Origin of the sequence: Pseudomonas asuensis (assembly GCF_014646755.1) — a bacterium.
Taxonomy (GTDB): domain Bacteria; phylum Pseudomonadota; class Gammaproteobacteria; order Pseudomonadales; family Pseudomonadaceae; genus Chryseomonas; species Chryseomonas asuensis.
The window spans coordinates 449,968-467,902 of the sequence record NZ_BMNW01000002.1; the positions used below are offsets into that span (position 1 = coordinate 449,968).

Sequence of the window (17,935 nt, forward strand, 5' to 3'; positions counted from 1 at the left end):
ATATCAGGCCTCGGCGGAGCTCACCTCGGCAACAGACCCCTCTCCGCCTCGAGCCCTCACATGGATTGCCGCAAAAGGCTCGTTCTGCACCAGTTCAATAAGAGACTCCTTTACCAATTCCAGAACTGCCATAAAGGTCACCACCACACCTATTCGGCCCTCCTCGACAGTGAACAAGGCAATAAAAGGCACGAAATGGCCTCCTTTGAGCCGCTCTAGCACATCGCTCATACGCTCGCGGGTCGACAACGTCTCTCGTGATACCTGGTGGCTCTCGAAGAGATCGGCCCGCCGCATAACCTCGCTCATTGCCAGCATCAACTCATTCAGGCTGACATCCGGTAAAAGCTTACGTGCCTTGGCTTCAGGGGCCGGTAACGTCGGCACGGTAATATCACGCCCTACCCGAGGCAATGTATCCAGATCCTCAGCTGCTTTCTTGAAACGCTCATATTCTTGTAACCGGCGAATCAATTCAGCCCGTGGGTCACCTTCTTCCTCTTCAATCTCTGAGGACCGGGGCAGCAGCATGCGTGACTTGATCTCAGCCAACATGGCAGCCATCACCAGATATTCAGCTGCCAACTCAAGGCGAACTGACTTCATAAGCTCTACATAGCCCATGTACTGACGTGTAATCTCAGCCACAGGAATATCGAGAATATCGACGTTTTGTTTACGGATCAGATAGAGCAGCAGGTCAAGCGGCCCCTCAAACGCCTCAAGAAATACTTCGAGCGCATCAGGCGGAATGTACAGGTCCTGCGGTAACTCGGTAAAAGCCTGCCCATATACCAGAGGTACCGCAGTCTCTACACGCTCAACAGGCTCAACAACTTCAGGGCTGCCTGACTCACTCATGCACGCTCACGCTCGAAAGGCTCTGAATCACCCGCGCCAATACGCAACACTTCCGGCTCGCTGTCGGTCAGGCTAATCACTGTAGAGGGTTCAAGCCCCCCCATACCGCCATCGATAATCAAATCAACGAGATGGTCCAGTTGATCTCTCATTTCATAGGGGTCAGAGAGCGCTTCCTTTTCATCAGGCATGATCAGGCTGACGCTCATCAGCGGCTCGCCCAACTCCTCCAGTAATGCCTGGGTAATAGGATGCTCGGGCACACGCACGCCGATGGTACGGCGCTTGGGATGCAACAGAATACGTGGCACCTCGCGCGTGGCATTGAGAATAAAAGTATACGGCCCCGGCGTATGAGCCTTAAGCAGGCGAAAGGTGCTTGTATCAACCTTGGCATACAGGCCCAGTTCGGAAAGATCACTACACACTAAAGTGAAGTTATGCTTATCGTCCAACTGCCGAATGCGGCGAATACGTTCTACGGCATTTTTCTCACCAATACGACAGCCCAATGCGTAAGACGAGTCGGTTGGATAAGCAATAACGCCCCCACTTTGGATGATATCCACCGCTTGGCGAATCAACCTCGGCTGAGGATTTTGTGGATGTATCTCAATATACTGGCTCACGTTGGCTCCTGATTAGCGGGGTAAATGGCATGACCGAAACGCGACCATAGCGGTGGCAGGTCTTCAGGCACTGGGCGGTACATGCCCAAATCAGACCAATCACTTGGCGTATGAAAATCGCTTCCGGCACTGACCATCAGACCAAACTCACGCGCCAGAATTGCCAACATGCCAACCTGTTCCGCAGGCTGCACCCCATTGACCACTTCCAGGGCATGCCCACCGGACATAATAAAGTCACCAATCAGCTTACGCCGCTTGGTGCGTGTGAAGTCGTACGCGAGTGGATGAGCCAGACTGATCCAGGCCTTGGCTGCGCGCAGGGTTTTGACTGTTTCATCCAAGGTTGGCCAATGCTGTTTCACATCGCCAATCTTGCCGCCCCCCAACCATTTTCGGAACGCTTCGCTCCTGTCCTTTACATGACCGGCCTGCACCAGAAATTCGGCAAAATGAGGGCGGGAAGGCGCATTACGGCTATCGCCCAGCGCTTGCTGGATCGCCTGAGCGCCCACAAGCGCCCCAGGCATTCCTTTGGCTGCAAGACGCCGGTCAATCTCTTCGGCACGTGCCCAGCGGCCTTTGTAAAGGGCATCCAACGCCTGTTTCATTTCAGGAGATTCACTATCGAAACCGTAGCCCAATACATGAATTGTCGCCCCGCCCCAGGTACAAGAGAGCTCAACGCCTGTAAGCAGCGTTAATCCCAGGTTCTCGGCCGCCTGTCGTGCTGCGGGCAACCCCTCCAACGTGTCGTGATCAGTCAGGGCCAATAGTCGAACGCCCCGCTCGTAGGCACGTGTAACTACCTCGGCTGGGGCTAGAGTCCCATCGGAAGCCGTACTGTGGCAGTGTAGATCGACACGCATCCTGGTTCCTCGTCTTGATTCGTCTGTTATTATGCCCGGATGTATTGGCTCCGGCTGCTTAAATGAAACAACTAATCGATTTCATCCCCCTGCTCCTGTTCTTCATCGTCTTCAAGCTTGAACCTCGAACTGTCGAGTTTGCAGGCCATGCCTTTTCCCTAGGCGGTATCTTTAGCGCGACAGCGGTATTGATCATTGCCTCGGTCATCGTCTATGGCATTCTCTTTATCCAGCAGCGTCGCCTGGAAAAAGGTCAATGGCTAACGTTGGTGGCCTGCCTGGTATTTGGCGGTATGACACTGGCCTTCCATAGCGAAACGTTCCTCAAGTGGAAGGCGCCTGTGGTTAACTGGCTATTCGCCCTTGCTTTCATTGGCAGCCATTTCATTGGTGAAAAGCCCTTGATCGAGCGGATGCTAGGCCATGCCATGACCTTGCCCCATTCCATTTGGGTACGCCTGAACATCGCCTGGATCTTCTTTTTCTTGGTCTGCGGCTTTGCCAATTTGTTCGTAGCCTTCACGTTCGAAAGCATCTGGGTGGATTTCAAGGTGTTTGGCAGCTTGGGCATGACACTGCTCTTTATGATTGGCCAAGGCATTTACCTGTCCAAACATCTACACGACAGCGACTCCAAGAAATCCTAGAACGATTGAAGCCCGCTATACGGCTGCCGGCTTATAACTATTCGGCAGCCTACTTCCGGCTTCCAGCGAGCCTAACGTAATGAGTCAAATTCTTCTGATCGATGATGATCGTGAGCTGTGCGATCTACTAGGAGCCTGGTTGCAGCAGGAAGGATTCGAGGTGCGTGCCAGCCATGACGGCGTAACTGCTCGTCAGGAACTGGCCAATCATACCCCTTCTGTAGTCGTACTGGATGTCATGCTGCCCGACGGCAGTGGCCTTGAGTTGCTCAAACGGCTGCGCAGCGATTATCCCGAGCTGCCTGTCGTGATGCTGTCTGGCCGCGGTGAACCACTGGATCGAATCCTGGGCCTGGAGCTGGGTGCCGATGACTATCTGGCCAAGCCCTGCGACCCACGGGAGCTGACCGCACGCCTGCGCGCCGTTCTACGTCGCAGCCACCCGGCACAACCTGCAGCTCGGCTGCAACTGGGCGATCTGTCCTTAAGCGTTGCCCGAGGCGTCGCCAACATTGGCGAGCACGAGGTCAATCTGACCCTTACAGAAAGCCGTATCCTGGAAGCACTGCTTCGCCAGCCCAGTGATCCTTTAGATAAGCAGGCCCTGGCCCAGATTGCATTGGGACGTAAGCTCACCCTTTACGATCGCAGTCTGGATATGCATGTCAGCAATCTGCGCAAGAAGCTTGGCGCTCACGCGGATGGAAGGCCCCGCATCATGGCCATTCGGGGCCGTGGCTATTACTACAGTGAATAACAAACACAGCACCACCCCATTTCGCTGACCGCGTATTTACCCAAGCTTTACCTTGATTGACCGCACCTGACCTTGCCTCCGTTAAAGTGGACTCATCCGGTCGATACCGGCTCTCAAAAAGGAGAACCTTATGCGCAAGATGATTCCAGCCCTGCTGTTCGCGTCCCTGCTGCCTACCTTGTCTTTTGCAGCGCCTGCGCCAGCCGATGACATGCCACCACCTCCACCCGGCATGCACAAGGACGGCGCCAAGGGCCATCGTGACATGATGGGTGGTCCATTTCGTGAGCTTAACCTGACACCTGAACAGCATCGCGCCATAGGCAAGCTGATGAGCCAGGGAATGCATGATCGCCAGGACATTACTCACAAGTATCTGGACAAGCTGCCAGAGAAAGAGCAGCAGGCCATGAAGGATGAGCTCAAGGTAAACCGTGAAAAGACGCAGAAAGCCATCCGCGATCAACTCACACCTGAGCAACAGAAGAAGTTTGATGAGCTCGCCAAAAAGCAGGAGCAGCGTAAAGCAGAGTGGGCTGAGTTTCAGCAGTGGAAGAAAGAACATAAATCCAACTGATGTATAAAGCTGCCCAGCCCTGCTGGGCAGCTTTATATCTGCACTAAGGTTCTAAATGGTCTTGAGAACATTGTTCTGGCGAGTATTCGGCACCTTCTGGCTGGCAATCCTTTCGGCAGTCGGCCTGACAATGCTCCTGGGGCATATCCTCGATCAGGATTCCTGGATCCTGTCGCGTCATCCTGGCCTTCAACAACTTCCACCCCAGTGGGTCGAACGCTATGAGCATGCTGGTGAAGAGGCGGCTCAACGATTACTTGAGCGCCGTAAACGCCGCTTTGGCGTCGATATACAGGTACTGGGTGAAAACGGAACACCCCTTATACCCGGCACACTTCCGCCACACGTCATGGAAATGGAAAAGCGTGGCCCCAGAAGGTCTCCGCCATGGCGAAGAATAACCACCGAATACACCAGCAGTGAAAGCGGGCGCAGCTACCTGTTCATCTATCACATCCCGCTCCCTGAGCTGAACGCCTGGCGGCGCGACTCATTGCTCTTCCCGATTAGCGTGTTGGCCATTGCCTGCGTGGTTCTGACTTTATTCAGCCTGTTGCTGACATTGGCCATCACTCGCCCCCTGAACCGCTTACGCAGCGCTGTTCATGATCTGGGGCGGACAGCTTATCAGCAGGATAGCCTAGCCAAGCTCTCACGACGCAGAGACGAGTTTGGCGTACTCGCGCAGGACTTCAACCGAATGGGTGATCGCCTGCAAAGTCTTATTGTCAGTCAACGGCAACTGCTCCGGGACGTTTCCCATGAATTACGCTCTCCCCTTGCCCGGCTCCGTATTGCACTTGCCTTGGCTGAGCGTGCGACGCCTGAGGATCGTGCGGCTATGTGGCCAAGGCTGGAGCAGGAATGCAATCGCCTGGAAAATCTGATTGGCGAGATCTTGGCGCTGGCCCGGCTGGATAGCGAATCCGGCGATCGGGCCGATATTCCATTAAGCGCCCTCATTGAGCAGTTATGCGACGACGCCCAGCTGACCTCGCCCGAGCAGCGTATCGATGTGAAAGTGTCAGCCAACGTAATGCTGCACGGCTGGCCCGATTTGCTTGAACGAGCCCTCGACAACTTGATCCGTAATGCGCTGCGCTTCAATCCTGTTGAGGTACCGCTGGAAATCACCACATGCCAAACTGAAGAAATACTAAGTATCAGCGTGCGCGATCATGGACCAGGTGTTGCGGAAAAGGACTTGCCGCGGCTGGGTGAACCGTTCTACCGCGCACCCAACCAGACCAGCCAGGGCTATGGCCTTGGCCTTGCTATCGCTCGACGCGCCGTCGAGCGACACGGTGGAAAGCTCCTGTTTGCTAATCATGCCGAGGGCGGCTTCATTGCCACCCTGGAGTTTCCTGCAAGCCTGATCACGCGGGCCAAGTCTTGACGAACTGTTTCGTTTCCAGTGCTACCGGCTTGCGCGGAGCGAGCTCGGGTGTTCCCAGGTAAATAAAACCAACAATCTCCTCATGAGCCTCGATACCTAACCCCTTACGTACGACGGGATCATGGGTAAGATCACCGGAACGCCATATAGCACCCAGCCCCATAGCATAGGCCGCTAATTCCAAGCCATGAGCGGCACAGCCTGCCGCCAGGATCTGCTCCTGTGCTGGCACTTTGGGATGCTCCTGAATACAGGCGACCGCTACAACCAGCAAAGGGGCACGCATTGGCATATTGCGCGCCTTGGCTAGCGCCTCTGGTGCACTTTCTGGATTGCGGGTCAGGATAGCCCTGGAAAATAATTCACCCAGCGCTTGGCGTCCTTCCCCTTGAATCGTTAGGAAGCGCCAAGGGCGCAACTGCTTATGATCGGGCGCTCTCAGAGCGGCCGCGAATAGGATTTCCAACTGCTCCGCCGTGGGTGCAGGCTCGGCCAGACGAGCAACGGAAACGCGATTGAGCAGCACATCAAGTGCATCCATGAACACCTCTTTTCATCAAAATGACCATTGTTGTACAGACCCGGCAAAGTGTGCCATTACTCCATACCAAACTTCTGCTCATCGGCAACAAGTAAAGACTTTGGACGAGAATAACGACCTCAGATAAGATCGCCCTCGCCAGTGACGCTATCCTGGCACGGCTCTTTGCAAGACTTCCGAGGGTTACTATGGCACTACTTTTTCTTTCAGATGGATGGACTCCATGAAGTTCCTGAACCATCGACACGCCAACAGCCCATCTGAGTATTTAGGCGAATACTATTCTCGTGCGTTGGCGTATCTTGCCCTGGCAGCCACGATTGCTGCAGGCGCCTATGCCAATCACTTTGCATACAACATACTGTGGCTGGTTCCGTATACGCTGCTGTATCCCCATGTGGCCCAGCAGATCAGCATACGCTTTCGTCGCAACCGCAATCAGGAAACCGACCTGATCCTGCTGTTCATTGATTCCATTCATGCAGGCGGCAGCATTTTACTGCTGGGTTTTTCGCTCGTGCCCAGCTTCATGATCCTGCTGCTCCTGACATTTACCTCCCTACTGATGGGCGGAGGCCGCTATGCCGCTATTGCACTGCTGACGGCTTTTAGCGCCTTGCTGGCAACCAGCGCAATTGCACTGGAGCATATTGAGCCGCATACACCGCTTCTGGTCACGTTTGTGAGCATCGTGGGCACCAGCCTACACCTCTGCATGACGGCTTATTTCATGTATGAGCAAAGACTTCGCCTGCGTCAGGCGCAGGAAGAGCTCAAGCTCGAACATGAGAAAGCAGCAAACCTGGCTCACAACCTCTCCAAGTACCTGCCTTCCCAAGTATGGGAGTCGATCTTTACCGGTAAAAAGAACGTCATTCTTGAAACCCAGCGTAAAAAGCTCACCGTATTCTTTTCCGACATCAAGGGCTTTACGGAGCTGTCTGAGGAACTCGAAGCCGAAGCCCTGACGGATATGCTCAACAATTACCTTAACGAGATGTCGAAAATTGCCATCAAGTACGGTGGCACTATTGATAAATTCGTGGGTGATTGCGTGATGGTATTCTTTGGCGACCCTAATACCCAAGGCGCCAAAAAAGACGCAGTTGCGGCAGTATCCATGGCCATTGCCATGCGCAAGCATATGAAGGTGCTCAGGCAGCAGTGGCGTAGCCAGGGGATTACCAAGCCTCTTGAGATCAGAATGGGCCTGAATACTGGTTACTGCACAGTAGGCAACTTTGGTGCAAGTACGAGAATGGACTACACCATTATCGGTCGTGAAGTGAACCTCGCCAGCCGGCTTGAGAGCGCAGCTGATGCGGGGGAGATCCTGATCAGTCACGAGACCTATTCATTGATCAAGGATGTGATCATGTGCCGTGACAAGAGCCAGATCAGCGTTAAAGGCTTCAGTCGCCCCGTCCAGATCTATCAAGTGGTGGACTTTCGCCGTGATTTGGGTGCTTCCCCCAGTTACATGGAACATGAAGCTCCCGGCTTTTCCATGTATCTGGATACTAATAGCATTCAGAATTACGATAAGGAGAAAGTCATTCAGGCGTTGCAGCAGGCAGCCGAAAAGCTACGGGACAAGGTTATCCTGTAATCCAGAGGGCAGCGTACGCTGCCCTTTCTTTATCGACCTATCCGATAGACCACTTCATCAAGCCACGTCACTCCTTGACTGGCGAACTTAGCGTTTTCCGCCAGCACATCATTTCGCTCCAGACACTCGAGCCTCCATGCTGAACCGTATAAGGTTTGCACTTCCTGCTTCGAAACCGAAAACGGCGGACCTGAGCGTTTATGCTGCTCGTATTCCAGAGTTACAAGAAGCCCTTGCGACTCTTTAGGCATAAGCCTGCCCATCTGCTCAGCATAGGAAGCCCTCATACATTCTGGCAGGGCAATCAGGGCCGCGCGGTCATAAAACCCATCGCACTTGCCCACATGTGTAACGCTAACGTCGAAGAAATCACCCTGTAAGATTTCGTAAGGTCCAGCCTTGTAGAGCACCAGCTCATCCTGCTTCTCCTGCACAGGGCTCAGCCCCTGTTCAGCGAAAAACGACTCGACTGCTACCTGAGAAAGCTCGATCCCAAGGACCTGAACCCCTTGATCTGCCAACCAGACCATATCTAACGTCTTCCCACAGAGCGGGACCAATACACGTGACCCGCTCGCAAACCCTAACGATGGCCAGTTTCGCGCAAGATAGGGACTGACTTCTGCCCCATGAAAACCGATCTCATTGCGCTGCCACTTGGTTAACCAGAATGCTGCGTCCACATAACCTCCTTGCTTACAGTTAGGTACAGGGTACGCGATACCCAAAAAACAAAAAGCCCCGGCACAAGGCCAGGGCTTTTTGCAGATTGCTAAAGACTTAATCTTCGCGATAACGACGCAGACGCAGCGGCTTGCCACCTACACGTGTATCTTTCAGACGATTCAGCAGCCCTTCGAGGCCCTCTTCCGGCAGCTCGATCAGGCTGAAGGATTCACGAATCTGAATGCGGCCAATTGCCTCACGCTGAACACCACCCTCGTTAAGGATAGCACCCAGCAGGTTCTTGGCAGCGATACCATCGCGTGCACCTAGTGCCGTACGGCAACGTACGCGCCCTTCCGGCAGCGCTGCCATCGGACGGCGATCACGTGGCTCGCCACGCTCACTACGACCACCACTGCTTGGACGCTCACCACGATCGGGGCGAGATGCCGGTGTCAGCGGCTGCTCACGACGAACCATGTCGATATCCAGTGCGCGACCAGCCGTGAGCTTGGCCAGTACCGCAGCAGCCAATGTTGTCGGGTCACACTGCAGACGTTCGCAAAGCTCATCACGCAGCGAACCGCGGCTTTCTTCTGCATCGGCCAACAGTGCACCCAGGCTATCCGCCAGGCGAGAGATACGGGCTTCCAGAACGGCTTCGGCATCGGGAAGGCGAATCTCGCCAACCTTCTGGCCGGTAACACGCTCGATGACCTGTAGCATACGACGCTCACGCGGCGTTACCAGCAGCAGCGCACGACCTTCACGACCAGCACGGCCTGTACGACCAATACGGTGTACATAGGATTCTGGGTCGTAAGGCATGTCGATGTTCAGCACGTGCGTGATACGAGATACGTCCAGACCACGTGCCGCAACGTCTGTTGCAACCACGATGTCCAGTGACCCATCCTTGAGCGACTCGATCACTTTTTCACGCTGGGCCTGGGGCATGTCGCCATTCAGGGCACTAACGCGATAGCCCTGACGCTCCAGCATTTCAGCCATGTCTAGCGTGGCCTGCTTGGTACGTACGAAGGCGATCAGGGCATCGAAGTTTTCCACTTCCAGCAGGCGCAGCACGGAGGCTGGCTTCTGGTCAGCGTGGACCATCAGGTGCGCCTGCTCAATGCGGGCTACCGTCTGGGTCTTGGCTGCGATGCGGATGTGCTTGGGCTCCTTCAGATGACGCTCGGCGATCGCACGGATCGATGGCGGCAGCGTGGCGGAGAACAATACAGTCTGGCGTGAGTCAGGCATGGCCTCGAAAATAAACTCGAGGTCATCCATGAAGCCCAGCTTGAGCATTTCGTCTGCTTCGTCGAGCACCAGCCGTCCAACAGTGGAAAGCAGGTTTTCGTCACGACGCAAGTGGTCGCACAGGCGGCCTGGCGTTGCCACCAGAACCTGAGCGCCCAAACGCAGCGTACGCAGTTGCGGGCCCATAGGGGCACCACCGTAAAGCGCTACGACCTTAACGCCGGGCATTTCAGTGGAATACGTTTCGCAAGCCGTTGCGACCTGCAGTGCCAACTCGCGGGTGGGCACCAAAATAAGAACTTGCGGCTCACGACGAGCAGGATCGATACGAGACAGGAGCGGAAGCGCAAAAGCCGCTGTCTTGCCTGTACCTGTCTGAGCCTGACCGATCATGTCATGGCCAGCCATGATGACTGGAATCGACTGAGCTTGAATGGGGGATGGTTCTTCGTAGCCGACGGCCTTGATGGCGGCCAGTATATTAGGATTGAGATCGAGTGCGGCGAAACCGCCGATTTCCTGGGTCATTGTCTTGCCTCTGTACATCGCAAAGACCCAAGACCTAGTGCTGCTAATTTCCGATAGACCGAAGTCACCCAGGCAGACGAGGTGAGGATTTGCGAATGAGTAATTTACGTGGTGTTACATCTGGATAGTTCGCACTGCAATGCTAAGGCCGGTGCGAACCGGGAAAATGCAGTTCCTGAACGGAAAGGTCTGAAAAGACCGAGGCGTATCATACCGGAGAACTCAGGATTAGCCCAGCATTTCTCGAAAATGCTTTTAAGACCAAGTATTTAGCTGGCCGGACGAATCAGATCCACCAGATGGCCGAACGAATAACCTACCTTTTGTTCCATGTTCTCGACACGAGCCTTGAGACCTTCCTTGTCTAGAACCTGCTCGAAGCTTGCTGGCACCAGGATGATGACATTGCCTTCCGGCACAGGACACTCCCAATAATGATGCCTGAACATGCCACGCAGGAAGGCAGACCCCAACGGCTTGTCATCAGTGCTGCTCCACTGATTGATGATCAACCACCCCCCGGGATTCAGGCGGCTCTGGCAGCCGGTCAGAAAGCCCCAGGCCAAGTGAGCGGCCGAGGGCCCTACATCGGTGTAGAGGTCGACGAAGATCAGATCGGCTGGCTTACAGCTATCGAGTAGATCCATCGCATCGCCAATACGTATATGTAACCTCGGGTCATCCCCCAGGCCAAAGTATTGGCGGGCCAGTGGTGGCACAGCTTCACGCAGCTCAATGGCCTCCACATTCTGCAGCGGCAGATGGTCAAGGCAGGCACGTGTCAGCGTTCCGGCTCCTAATCCCATAAACAAGGCACGGCCTGGCTCGGGATGGCAGAGCGCACCCATTAACATGGCGCGGCCGTATTCATACTCCAGCCATGCAGGGTTGGCCGTAGATACGCAGCTCTGCTCAATCTCATCCCCGAACTCAAGGAAGCGGTACTCCCCTGCCTCAACGACACGTATGCGACCGTGCTCATCGTATACTTCCGCCAGTAACCGCTCCTGAGTATCCATGTCGACTCCTTTATACAGAGCGCACCATCTTAGGCAGACTGATATAGCACGTCTATCAGCGCCGACGGTTGTTAATCGGTTAACATGCTTGCCCGATTAGATAATCCGTAAAGCAAGTAGCCATCATGACCCAACCCTGGAGCCCTGACAGCTGGAGAGCACTACCCATCCAGCAGCAACCCGTTTATCCCGATGCCAAGCGTCTAGACGACGTAGAGCGCACCCTGGCCAGCTTCCCACCGCTTGTATTTGCAGGCGAGGCACGTGAATTGCGCCGTCAGTTTGCGGAAGTCACCCATGGCCGGGCTTTTTTGCTTCAGGGTGGCGATTGCGCGGAAAGCTTTGCGGAGTTCTCCGCTGGCAAGATTCGCGACACGTTCAAAGTGCTGCTGCAAATGGCCGTGGTGATGACCTTTGCCGCTGGATGCCCTGTGGTTAAAGTCGGTCGTATGGCTGGCCAGTTCGCCAAACCCCGCTCTTCGGGAGAAGAAATTCAGGATGGCGTTACATTACCGGCCTACCGTGGTGATATCGTCAATGGCATCACGTTTGATGAAGCCAACCGAGTGCCGGACCCTCAGCGCTTGCTGCAGGCATACCATCAGGCTACGGCAACCCTGAACCTGTTGCGCGCGTTTGCCCAGGGCGGCTTTGCTGACCTGCATCAGGTTCATAAATGGAACCTGGACTTCATTGCCAACTCTGCCTTGGCAGAGCGTTATCATCAACTGGCGGATCGAATCGACGAAACCCTGGCATTCATGCGGGCTTGCGGCCTGGAAAGCGCGCCACAGCTCAAGGAAACCAGCTTTTTCACGGCCCATGAAGCATTGCTGCTCAATTACGAAGAAGCATTTGTTCGTCGTGACAGCCTGACAGGCGACTGGTATGACTGCTCCGCTCATATGCTCTGGATTGGTGACCGTACGCGCCAGCCTGACGGGGCGCACGTAGAATTCCTGCGCGGCGTAAACAATCCTATCGGCGTAAAGGTCGGACCGACGACCTCAACGGAAGACCTGATCCGCCTGATTGATATCCTTAATCCGGAAAATGATCCGGGCCGCCTGAACCTGATCGTACGCATGGGTGCCAACAAAGTAGGTGATCACCTGCCCCGCCTGATTCAAGCCGTACAAAAAGAAGGCCGCCTGGTACTCTGGAGTTCGGATCCAATGCACGGCAATACGATCAAGGCATCCAGCGGGTATAAAACGCGGGACTTTGCCAGTGTACTATCGGAAGTCCGTGAGTTTTTTCAGGTGCATCAGGCTGAAGGCACCTATGCGGGTGGCATCCATATCGAGATGACCGGCCAGAATGTGACTGAATGCATCGGTGGCGCTCGGCCAATTACCGAAGCAGGCTTATGTGACCGTTACCATACCCATTGTGACCCACGCCTGAATGCTGACCAGTCACTGGAATTGGCCTTCATGATAGCTGAAACCCTCAAGCAGGTCCGGCGCTGACCGCAGCCAATGGTGCCTTGAGCACTGCGGCGCTACCATGCAGATTGATTTCCGCCAGCCCCAGCCAATTGGCTAGCTGGCGGAGATTCTCGGCCAACGAATGAACAGCGGCCTCGCTTAACGGCGTTCCTTCTCCATGTAGCGCATGGACAGCCAAGCGACTATGGGCGCGCTCGGCACGCAAATCCACACGTGCAACCAACTGCTCATTGAAGAGAAACGGCAGCACATAGTAGCCATATACCCGCTTGTGTATAGGCGTGTAAATTTCCAGCCGATACCTGAAATTGAACAGCCGCTCCGTGCGTGAACGCTCCCATATGAGCGAATCAAAAGGTGATAACAGCGCACTCGCCTGCCGTGCACGCAGGGAATACTGTGGCTCGCCAAGGCTATAAGCAGGATTTTTCCAACCGTCTACAGCCAGCACTGCCAGTTCGTTGGCTTCGACCAGCTCAGCGATACGCACCTTGGCATCGCCAGGGTCGAGCCGATAGTAATCTCGCAAGTCTTTTTCGGTCGCTACACCCAGAGCAGCAGCGCTTCGACGGATCAACTCACGCTGTGCTTCAGCCTCGCTTAACTGTGGTTTTTCCAATAAAGCACGGGGAATAACGTTCTCAGGTAAATCATAAAGGCGCTCGAATCCACGCCTGCCCGCCACCGTTACTTTTCCCGCCGCAAACAACCACTCCAGTGCTTTCTTCTCGACACTCCAATCCCACCAAGGCCCTGCCTTGCTGGCTCGGGTCGTCAAGCTGCCTGCCCCGAGCGCGCCTTGCTCGCGCACAGCCTGTAGTACCGAATCGATTACGGCTCGCTGCTCACGTCCAACTCGCGCAAGCTCCTGATAAATGCCTCGTCCCTGAGCTGCGCGTTCCATACGCCAGCGCATCAAGGGATAGTCTTCTATCAACATCAAGGACGCCTCGTGCCCCCAACACTCAAACAGCTGTCGCCTTTTGCCTTGGGACCACGCCATCTCATCAAGAAGTTTTTGAGGATAAAACCCAAGCCGGGAAAACAGCGGCAAATAATGTGACCGCACGAGCGCATTGACCGAGTCGATCTGCAAGATGCATAGCCGCTTCATCAGCGCTTCGATGTGACGATGCCGAACCTCGCCCTTGGGCTTGAAGCCATAAAAGCCTTGAGCCATGAGAGCAAGTCGGCGGGCGTCTTTCAACGATAGGGACAGTGGAGCTGACATGATCTCTTCCGAAGGTCAGATACGGACACCCTAGCCAACCCTCTGCCAGACATCAATGTGAAAAGGGGCCCTCCCAAAACGACTTGCGGCTCTCCTGCTCTGCATCCGCCCGGCTTAAACCCAAATCCTTCAGGGCGTCATCACTCAACATAGCCAGCGTTTGACGCTGTCTGGCCTGTTCACACCAAGCTCTAACGACTCCACTCGCTTTTTGCCACAAAGAAAGACATGGCGCCCTGTCAGAGTGGTCGGTGTGAGGCCGGATATCTAAGTGAGTTTTCATACTGATGTCTCCTCGTGAAGTAGTAGCATCAGTGTTGAACAGCGCCTAAGATCAATCCAACCAATAGTTCTGATGCCTTGCATTCAGGAGATTGATGAATTGAGCCTTTTCCCTAGTATTGATAGCGAACTCCTACGTACCTTCATCGCTATCGCTGACAGCGGCGGCTTTACACGTGCAGCCGAGGTCGTCAACCGGACGCAATCGGCCGTGAGCATGCAGATGAAGCGGCTCGAAGATGATATTGTCCGACGCCCTTTGTTCGAGCGGGACGGACGTCAGGTTCGCCTGACGGCAGAAGGTCAAGTGCTATTGGGATATGCCCGTCGAATCATGGCGCTACACAGTGAAGTGCTGAACACTTTGCGTGAGCCACACATGGTCGGCACTGTTCGGCTCGGCACTCCGGACGACTATGTCACGCGCTTTTTACCTGGCATCCTGTTGCGCTTTGCTCAGGCCTATCCACTCGTTCAAGTGGAGGTCCAATGCGAGACCTCGCTACAACTGCTGCAACGACATGATCTTGACCTGAGTATCGTGACATGCGAGCTAGGCCACGAAATAGGTCAGCCCCTTAGAGAAGAGCCCGTACGTTGGATGCAGGCAGTCGGCAGTTCGGCTCTTGAGCGAAGCCCTTTACCTGTAGCGGCATTCAACCATGGATGTTTCTGCCGCCTGTGGATGTGCAATGCCCTTGAAGCAGCAGGTATTGATTACCGTATTGCTTACAGCAGCCACAGCCTGTCGGCAATCATGGCTATGGTAGGCACCGGCCTTGCCGTGACGGCGCAACTACAAAGCCTGACCACACCTGAGATAGAAATCATCAACGAAGAAGAGGCAGGCCTGCCTTCCCTGCCCTCTGCCCGCATCATGCTTGTACGTAACCCAAACAGTCAGTCTCAGGTCACAGAGGCCCTCGCCAATTTCATTACCGAAGGCTTCCGTATCGGTTGATCATTTGAGTGAAAGCAGCGCAGCACACACCAGCAGAAAGCCACAAAACAGCGCGCGTAGCAGGCGCTCGGGCAAAGCGTGAGCCATTTTCACCCCCCACCCCACACTAAAAAAGCCGCCGATCGCTAGCGGTATACCAACAAGCCAATCGACTTCATGGTGAAACGCGTAGGTAGCAAGCGTAATACTAGTAGCAGGCAGCGCCATGGTCAGGGACAGGCCTTGCGCAACGACTTGAGACAGGCCAAACACGCTGGTCAACATCGGTGTCGCGATTACAGCGCCGCCTACCCCAAACAGGCCGCCGACCATACCCGCGGCCACTCCCAGCACGGCCAACCAGCCAACGCCAGGCGGATTGGCAACCGTACGGCTCTTCATGCGCAACTGCCAAAGGTTATAGGCCACCAAAAATAACAGGAACACAACGAAGCCTTTTCTCATCAGGGTGGCATCCAACCCTACAGCCAGCATGGCTCCTGCAACTGCCGACAGGATGCCAGCGCCTGAGAGAACACCCGCACGACGCCAGTCGATGCGATTACGCTGGTTGTACTTGATGATTGACACCAGCACATTAGGAACGACCATGACCAACGCGGTGCCTTGCGCCAGCTGTTGATCAAGCCCAAATACCAACCCCAGAACAGGAATGGCGATCAAACCACCTCCAATCCCGAAAAGCCCACCTACTACGCCTAAAACGCTGCCAAGCAGGATATCAAGCACAACCGCTATTACATCCATACACGCCCTGCCAACCATTGCCTTGTGGTGATCTTGCAAAACATGCCCATAAAAAAGCCCGGCATCAGCCGGGCTTTTATGACACTCGCCGATCAAACCTTGGCGCGTGACTTGTACTCGTTGGTACGAGTATCGATTTCGATGTGATCACCGATATTGCAGAACTCGGAAACTTTCAGCTCAAAGCCGGTGTTCAAACGAGCAGTCTTCATCACCTTACCCGATGTATCGCCACGAACAGACGGCTCGGTGTAAACGATCTGACGAACAATAGTGGTCGGCATTTCAATGGAGATAACGCGATCGTTATAGAACACAGCTTCGCAGACGTCAGTCATGCCATCTTCGATGTAGTTAACCGCATCGCCCAAGTCGTCTTTTTCGATCTCGTACTGGTTGTATTCATTATCCATGAACACATACAGGGGATCGGCGAAGTAAGAATAGGTTACTTCCTTGCGATCCAGAATCACTGGTTCCAGCTTGTCGTCAGCACGGAATACCGTTTCGGTACTAGTGCCAGACAGCAGGCTCTTCAGTTTCATCTTGACCACTGCAGCGTTACGGCCGGACTTGTTGTACTCAGCCTTCTGGATGACCCAGGGAGCATTGTCGATCATGGCCACTTGGCCGGCACGGAACTCTTGTGCGGTTTTCATGCGGTTATCCGTTTGGAAGAAGATAGAAAATCAAGCGCCGTATAATAGCCGCTCTGCATGGAATTGTACTAGCGTTGACGCCAAGTCATTGAGTTCGCTCTGTCGGGCACACCAGTTTTCTGCATGAGCGGTCATTTCAGGCTCCCACTTTGACCATTCACGCCAAGCCTTTCCAAGCGCTCCCTCCCCGTTCCAGGCATGCCACAACGCTCGTGTGGCCGCCTGGGCAGCAGGACTCAATCCCTCCAGATAACGATCCAGGAACGCGTCTAGCTTGAGCATATGGGCTCGTTTCTCCTGCGGATAGATATGCCAGATGAAGGGGCGGCCAGCCCACTGCGCACGAATAAACGACTCCTCACCCCTCGCGGCATTGAAATCGCAGCACCAGAGAAGCAGGTCATAGTCATCCTGCTGACGAAACGGAACGACAGACAGCCGCAGCGAGCCGCGACGATACTCATCCCCAGCCTGTAGCGCCTCCGTACCGAGCCAGCAGGCCACGCTGCCCAGTACGCGTCCTTCAGGAATGAGCAGCAAGGTCGGTACGGCGTCTTCGGCCAGCTCATGTAACCAGTCGGCCAGCGTTGGAATTTCATAGCTGAACAGTGAAAAGACACGCTCATCGGGCCGCTGGGTAATGCCCAGAGTCGCCAGAAAGCACGCGCGCGCTTCAGCCGAGGCTTGAAAGCGTGCTCGTCTGGCGAGTAGATCCCGCTCTCTAAGCAGCCCCCCTGTTCCCCCGGTAAAACCGGGAAAGAAGAAATACTTCTGTAGCCCTTGTTGAGGCGATGGCAGGCGATGACAGCTCTCAATCCATCCTTCAGCGCTCAGATACTCAAGGTTGATCCAGAGCGGCTTGGAAGTGCGTCGGGCCATCGCTTGAACATAAGGCTCGGGTAATGGGCAACCAAATGCTTCGACAACCACATCCGCAGGTATGACCTCTTCGGGCCAGTTGGCTGTCCAGTGATGCACCTCGACGCCGAGATGCTGCTGCACAGGAGCATCGCTGATGCGCCCAGCGGGATGAATACGCGCAAAGGAAGGCCAGTCATCTACCCACAAGCGCACCTGCTGGCCATGCTCAACCACCAGTTGACGTGCAAGCCGCCACGTCACACCGATGTCGCCATAGTTATCGACGACACTGCAAAAGATATCCCACGAAGCGTTCATTCACCCTCACTGCTCAGCGGATGACACACCCAGCGTCACCACCGGACGGCATTTAGCCAGACA

General features: G+C 54.8%; 19 protein-coding genes. 7 read left to right on the plus strand and 12 right to left on the minus strand.

Features of this window, described 5'->3' with window-relative positions:
• Positions 1-3: 3 nt before the first annotated feature.
• From IEX86_RS05860 to IEX86_RS05870, 3 genes are read right to left on the minus strand one after another with little or no spacing between them, the layout of a single operon-like run.
• Entirely contained in the window at positions 4-861 is an 858-nt protein-coding gene (locus tag IEX86_RS05860; protein WP_229685269.1) for a segregation and condensation protein A, read from the minus strand.
• On the minus strand, positions 858-1,490 hold the full coding sequence (locus IEX86_RS05865) for an L-threonylcarbamoyladenylate synthase (protein WP_188865179.1): 633 nt from the start codon (positions 1,488-1,490) through the stop codon (positions 858-860). The genes IEX86_RS05860 and IEX86_RS05865 overlap by 4 nt, the downstream gene beginning before the upstream one ends.
• Positions 1,487-2,359, minus strand: coding sequence for a PHP domain-containing protein (locus IEX86_RS05870; protein ID WP_188865180.1), 873 nt, complete (start codon positions 2,357-2,359; stop codon positions 1,487-1,489). The genes IEX86_RS05865 and IEX86_RS05870 overlap by 4 nt, the downstream gene beginning before the upstream one ends.
• A gap of 62 nt (positions 2,360-2,421) precedes the next feature.
• On the opposite strand from IEX86_RS05870, the gene IEX86_RS05875 reads away from it, so the two are divergent.
• The 4 genes from IEX86_RS05875 to IEX86_RS05890 all read left to right on the plus strand — a co-directional run bounded on the left by IEX86_RS05875 (position 2,422) and on the right by IEX86_RS05890 (position 5,736).
• Entirely contained in the window at positions 2,422-3,006 is a 585-nt protein-coding gene (locus IEX86_RS05875; protein ID WP_188865181.1) for a septation protein A, read from the plus strand.
• A 79-nt stretch (positions 3,007-3,085) separates the two neighbouring features.
• Positions 3,086-3,763 (plus strand): response regulator transcription factor, encoded by a 678-nt coding sequence (locus IEX86_RS05880; protein ID WP_188865182.1) that lies wholly within the window; start codon positions 3,086-3,088, stop codon positions 3,761-3,763.
• Between the two features lie 130 nt (positions 3,764-3,893).
• Complete coding sequence (locus IEX86_RS05885; protein WP_188865183.1) at positions 3,894-4,340, plus strand: Spy/CpxP family protein refolding chaperone; 447 nt, start codon at positions 3,894-3,896, stop codon at positions 4,338-4,340.
• Positions 4,341-4,401: 61 nt separating this feature from the next.
• Entirely contained in the window at positions 4,402-5,736 is a 1,335-nt protein-coding gene (locus IEX86_RS05890) for a sensor histidine kinase (protein WP_188865184.1), read from the plus strand.
• On the opposite strand, the gene IEX86_RS05895 is transcribed toward IEX86_RS05890, so the two are convergent.
• On the minus strand, positions 5,717-6,277 hold the full coding sequence (locus tag IEX86_RS05895; RefSeq protein WP_188865185.1) for an NAD(P)H nitroreductase: 561 nt from the start codon (positions 6,275-6,277) through the stop codon (positions 5,717-5,719). The two genes, IEX86_RS05890 and IEX86_RS05895, sit on opposite strands and share 20 nt — an antisense overlap.
• Positions 6,278-6,500: 223 nt before the next feature.
• On the opposite strand from IEX86_RS05895, the gene IEX86_RS05900 reads away from it, so the two are divergent.
• On the plus strand, positions 6,501-7,886 hold the full coding sequence (locus IEX86_RS05900) for an adenylate/guanylate cyclase domain-containing protein (protein ID WP_188865186.1): 1,386 nt from the start codon (positions 6,501-6,503) through the stop codon (positions 7,884-7,886).
• Between the two features lie 29 nt (positions 7,887-7,915).
• On the opposite strand, the gene IEX86_RS05905 is transcribed toward IEX86_RS05900, so the two are convergent.
• The 3 genes from IEX86_RS05905 to IEX86_RS05915 all read right to left on the minus strand — a co-directional run bounded on the left by IEX86_RS05905 (position 7,916) and on the right by IEX86_RS05915 (position 11,362).
• Positions 7,916-8,569 (minus strand): thiopurine S-methyltransferase, encoded by a 654-nt coding sequence (locus IEX86_RS05905; RefSeq protein WP_188865187.1) that lies wholly within the window; start codon positions 8,567-8,569, stop codon positions 7,916-7,918.
• Positions 8,570-8,666: 97 nt separating this feature from the next.
• Entirely contained in the window at positions 8,667-10,343 is a 1,677-nt protein-coding gene (locus IEX86_RS05910) for a DEAD/DEAH box helicase (RefSeq protein WP_505909227.1), read from the minus strand.
• 269 nt (positions 10,344-10,612) lie between these two features.
• Complete coding sequence (locus tag IEX86_RS05915; RefSeq protein WP_188865189.1) at positions 10,613-11,362, minus strand: spermidine synthase; 750 nt, start codon at positions 11,360-11,362, stop codon at positions 10,613-10,615.
• A 125-nt stretch (positions 11,363-11,487) separates the two neighbouring features.
• Here IEX86_RS05915 and IEX86_RS05920 point away from each other — a divergent pair, with 125 nt between their 5' ends.
• On the plus strand, positions 11,488-12,834 hold the full coding sequence (locus IEX86_RS05920) for a class II 3-deoxy-7-phosphoheptulonate synthase (RefSeq protein WP_188865190.1): 1,347 nt from the start codon (positions 11,488-11,490) through the stop codon (positions 12,832-12,834).
• On the opposite strand, the gene IEX86_RS05925 is transcribed toward IEX86_RS05920, so the two are convergent.
• A complete protein-coding gene (locus IEX86_RS05925) occupies positions 12,815-14,044 on the minus strand; it encodes a winged helix-turn-helix domain-containing protein (protein WP_188865191.1) in 1,230 nt (409 codons plus the stop codon). The genes IEX86_RS05920 and IEX86_RS05925 overlap by 20 nt on opposite strands.
• A gap of 52 nt (positions 14,045-14,096) precedes the next feature.
• Entirely contained in the window at positions 14,097-14,327 is a 231-nt protein-coding gene (locus tag IEX86_RS25385; protein ID WP_188865192.1) for a DUF1127 domain-containing protein, read from the minus strand.
• A gap of 99 nt (positions 14,328-14,426) precedes the next feature.
• Between IEX86_RS25385 and IEX86_RS05935 the strand changes: the two genes are divergently transcribed.
• The gene (locus IEX86_RS05935) at positions 14,427-15,287 is read left to right on the plus strand and encodes a LysR substrate-binding domain-containing protein (RefSeq protein ID WP_188865193.1); all 861 of its coding nucleotides are present in this window, start codon (positions 14,427-14,429) and stop codon (positions 15,285-15,287) included.
• On the opposite strand, the gene IEX86_RS05940 is transcribed toward IEX86_RS05935, so the two are convergent.
• From IEX86_RS05940 to earP, 3 genes are all read right to left on the minus strand, one after another.
• Positions 15,288-16,034, minus strand: coding sequence for a sulfite exporter TauE/SafE family protein (locus tag IEX86_RS05940; RefSeq protein ID WP_188865194.1), 747 nt, complete (start codon positions 16,032-16,034; stop codon positions 15,288-15,290).
• 92 nt (positions 16,035-16,126) lie between these two features.
• On the minus strand, positions 16,127-16,693 hold the full coding sequence (efp, locus tag IEX86_RS05945) for an elongation factor P (RefSeq protein ID WP_188865195.1): 567 nt from the start codon (positions 16,691-16,693) through the stop codon (positions 16,127-16,129).
• A 30-nt stretch (positions 16,694-16,723) separates the two neighbouring features.
• Positions 16,724-17,872: an elongation factor P maturation arginine rhamnosyltransferase EarP gene (gene earP, locus IEX86_RS05950; protein WP_188865196.1), complete on the minus strand. Its 1,149-nt coding sequence runs from the start codon at positions 17,870-17,872 to the stop codon at positions 16,724-16,726.
• Between the last annotated feature and the right edge of the window lie 63 nt (positions 17,873-17,935).

Excerpts from the sequence above, each read along its gene's own strand:
- IEX86_RS05875 (WP_188865181.1), top strand. The coding sequence starts at position 2,422 with ATGAAACAACTAATCGATTTCATCCCCCTGCTCCTGTTCTTCATCGTC.
- IEX86_RS05880 (WP_188865182.1), top strand. The coding sequence starts at position 3,086 with ATGAGTCAAATTCTTCTGATCGATGATGATCGTGAGCTGTGCGATCTA.
- IEX86_RS05900 (WP_188865186.1), top strand. The coding sequence starts at position 6,501 with ATGAAGTTCCTGAACCATCGACACGCCAACAGCCCATCTGAGTATTTA.
- IEX86_RS25385 (WP_188865192.1), bottom strand. The coding sequence starts at position 14,327 with ATGAAAACTCACTTAGATATCCGGCCTCACACCGACCACTCTGACAGG.
- IEX86_RS05870 (WP_188865180.1), bottom strand. The coding sequence starts at position 2,359 with ATGCGTGTCGATCTACACTGCCACAGTACGGCTTCCGATGGGACTCTA.
- IEX86_RS05860 (WP_229685269.1), bottom strand. The coding sequence starts at position 861 with ATGAGTGAGTCAGGCAGCCCTGAAGTTGTTGAGCCTGTTGAGCGTGTA.
- IEX86_RS05925 (WP_188865191.1), bottom strand. The coding sequence starts at position 14,044 with ATGTCAGCTCCACTGTCCCTATCGTTGAAAGACGCCCGCCGACTTGCT.
- IEX86_RS05885 (WP_188865183.1), top strand. The coding sequence starts at position 3,894 with ATGCGCAAGATGATTCCAGCCCTGCTGTTCGCGTCCCTGCTGCCTACC.
- IEX86_RS05910 (WP_505909227.1), bottom strand. The coding sequence starts at position 10,343 with ATGACCCAGGAAATCGGCGGTTTCGCCGCACTCGATCTCAATCCTAAT.
- IEX86_RS05915 (WP_188865189.1), bottom strand. The coding sequence starts at position 11,362 with ATGGATACTCAGGAGCGGTTACTGGCGGAAGTATACGATGAGCACGGT.
- IEX86_RS05920 (WP_188865190.1), top strand. The coding sequence starts at position 11,488 with ATGACCCAACCCTGGAGCCCTGACAGCTGGAGAGCACTACCCATCCAG.
- earP (WP_188865196.1), bottom strand. The coding sequence starts at position 17,872 with ATGAACGCTTCGTGGGATATCTTTTGCAGTGTCGTCGATAACTATGGC.
- efp (WP_188865195.1), bottom strand. The coding sequence starts at position 16,693 with ATGAAAACCGCACAAGAGTTCCGTGCCGGCCAAGTGGCCATGATCGAC.
- IEX86_RS05940 (WP_188865194.1), bottom strand. The coding sequence starts at position 16,034 with ATGGATGTAATAGCGGTTGTGCTTGATATCCTGCTTGGCAGCGTTTTA.
- IEX86_RS05895 (WP_188865185.1), bottom strand. The coding sequence starts at position 6,277 with ATGGATGCACTTGATGTGCTGCTCAATCGCGTTTCCGTTGCTCGTCTG.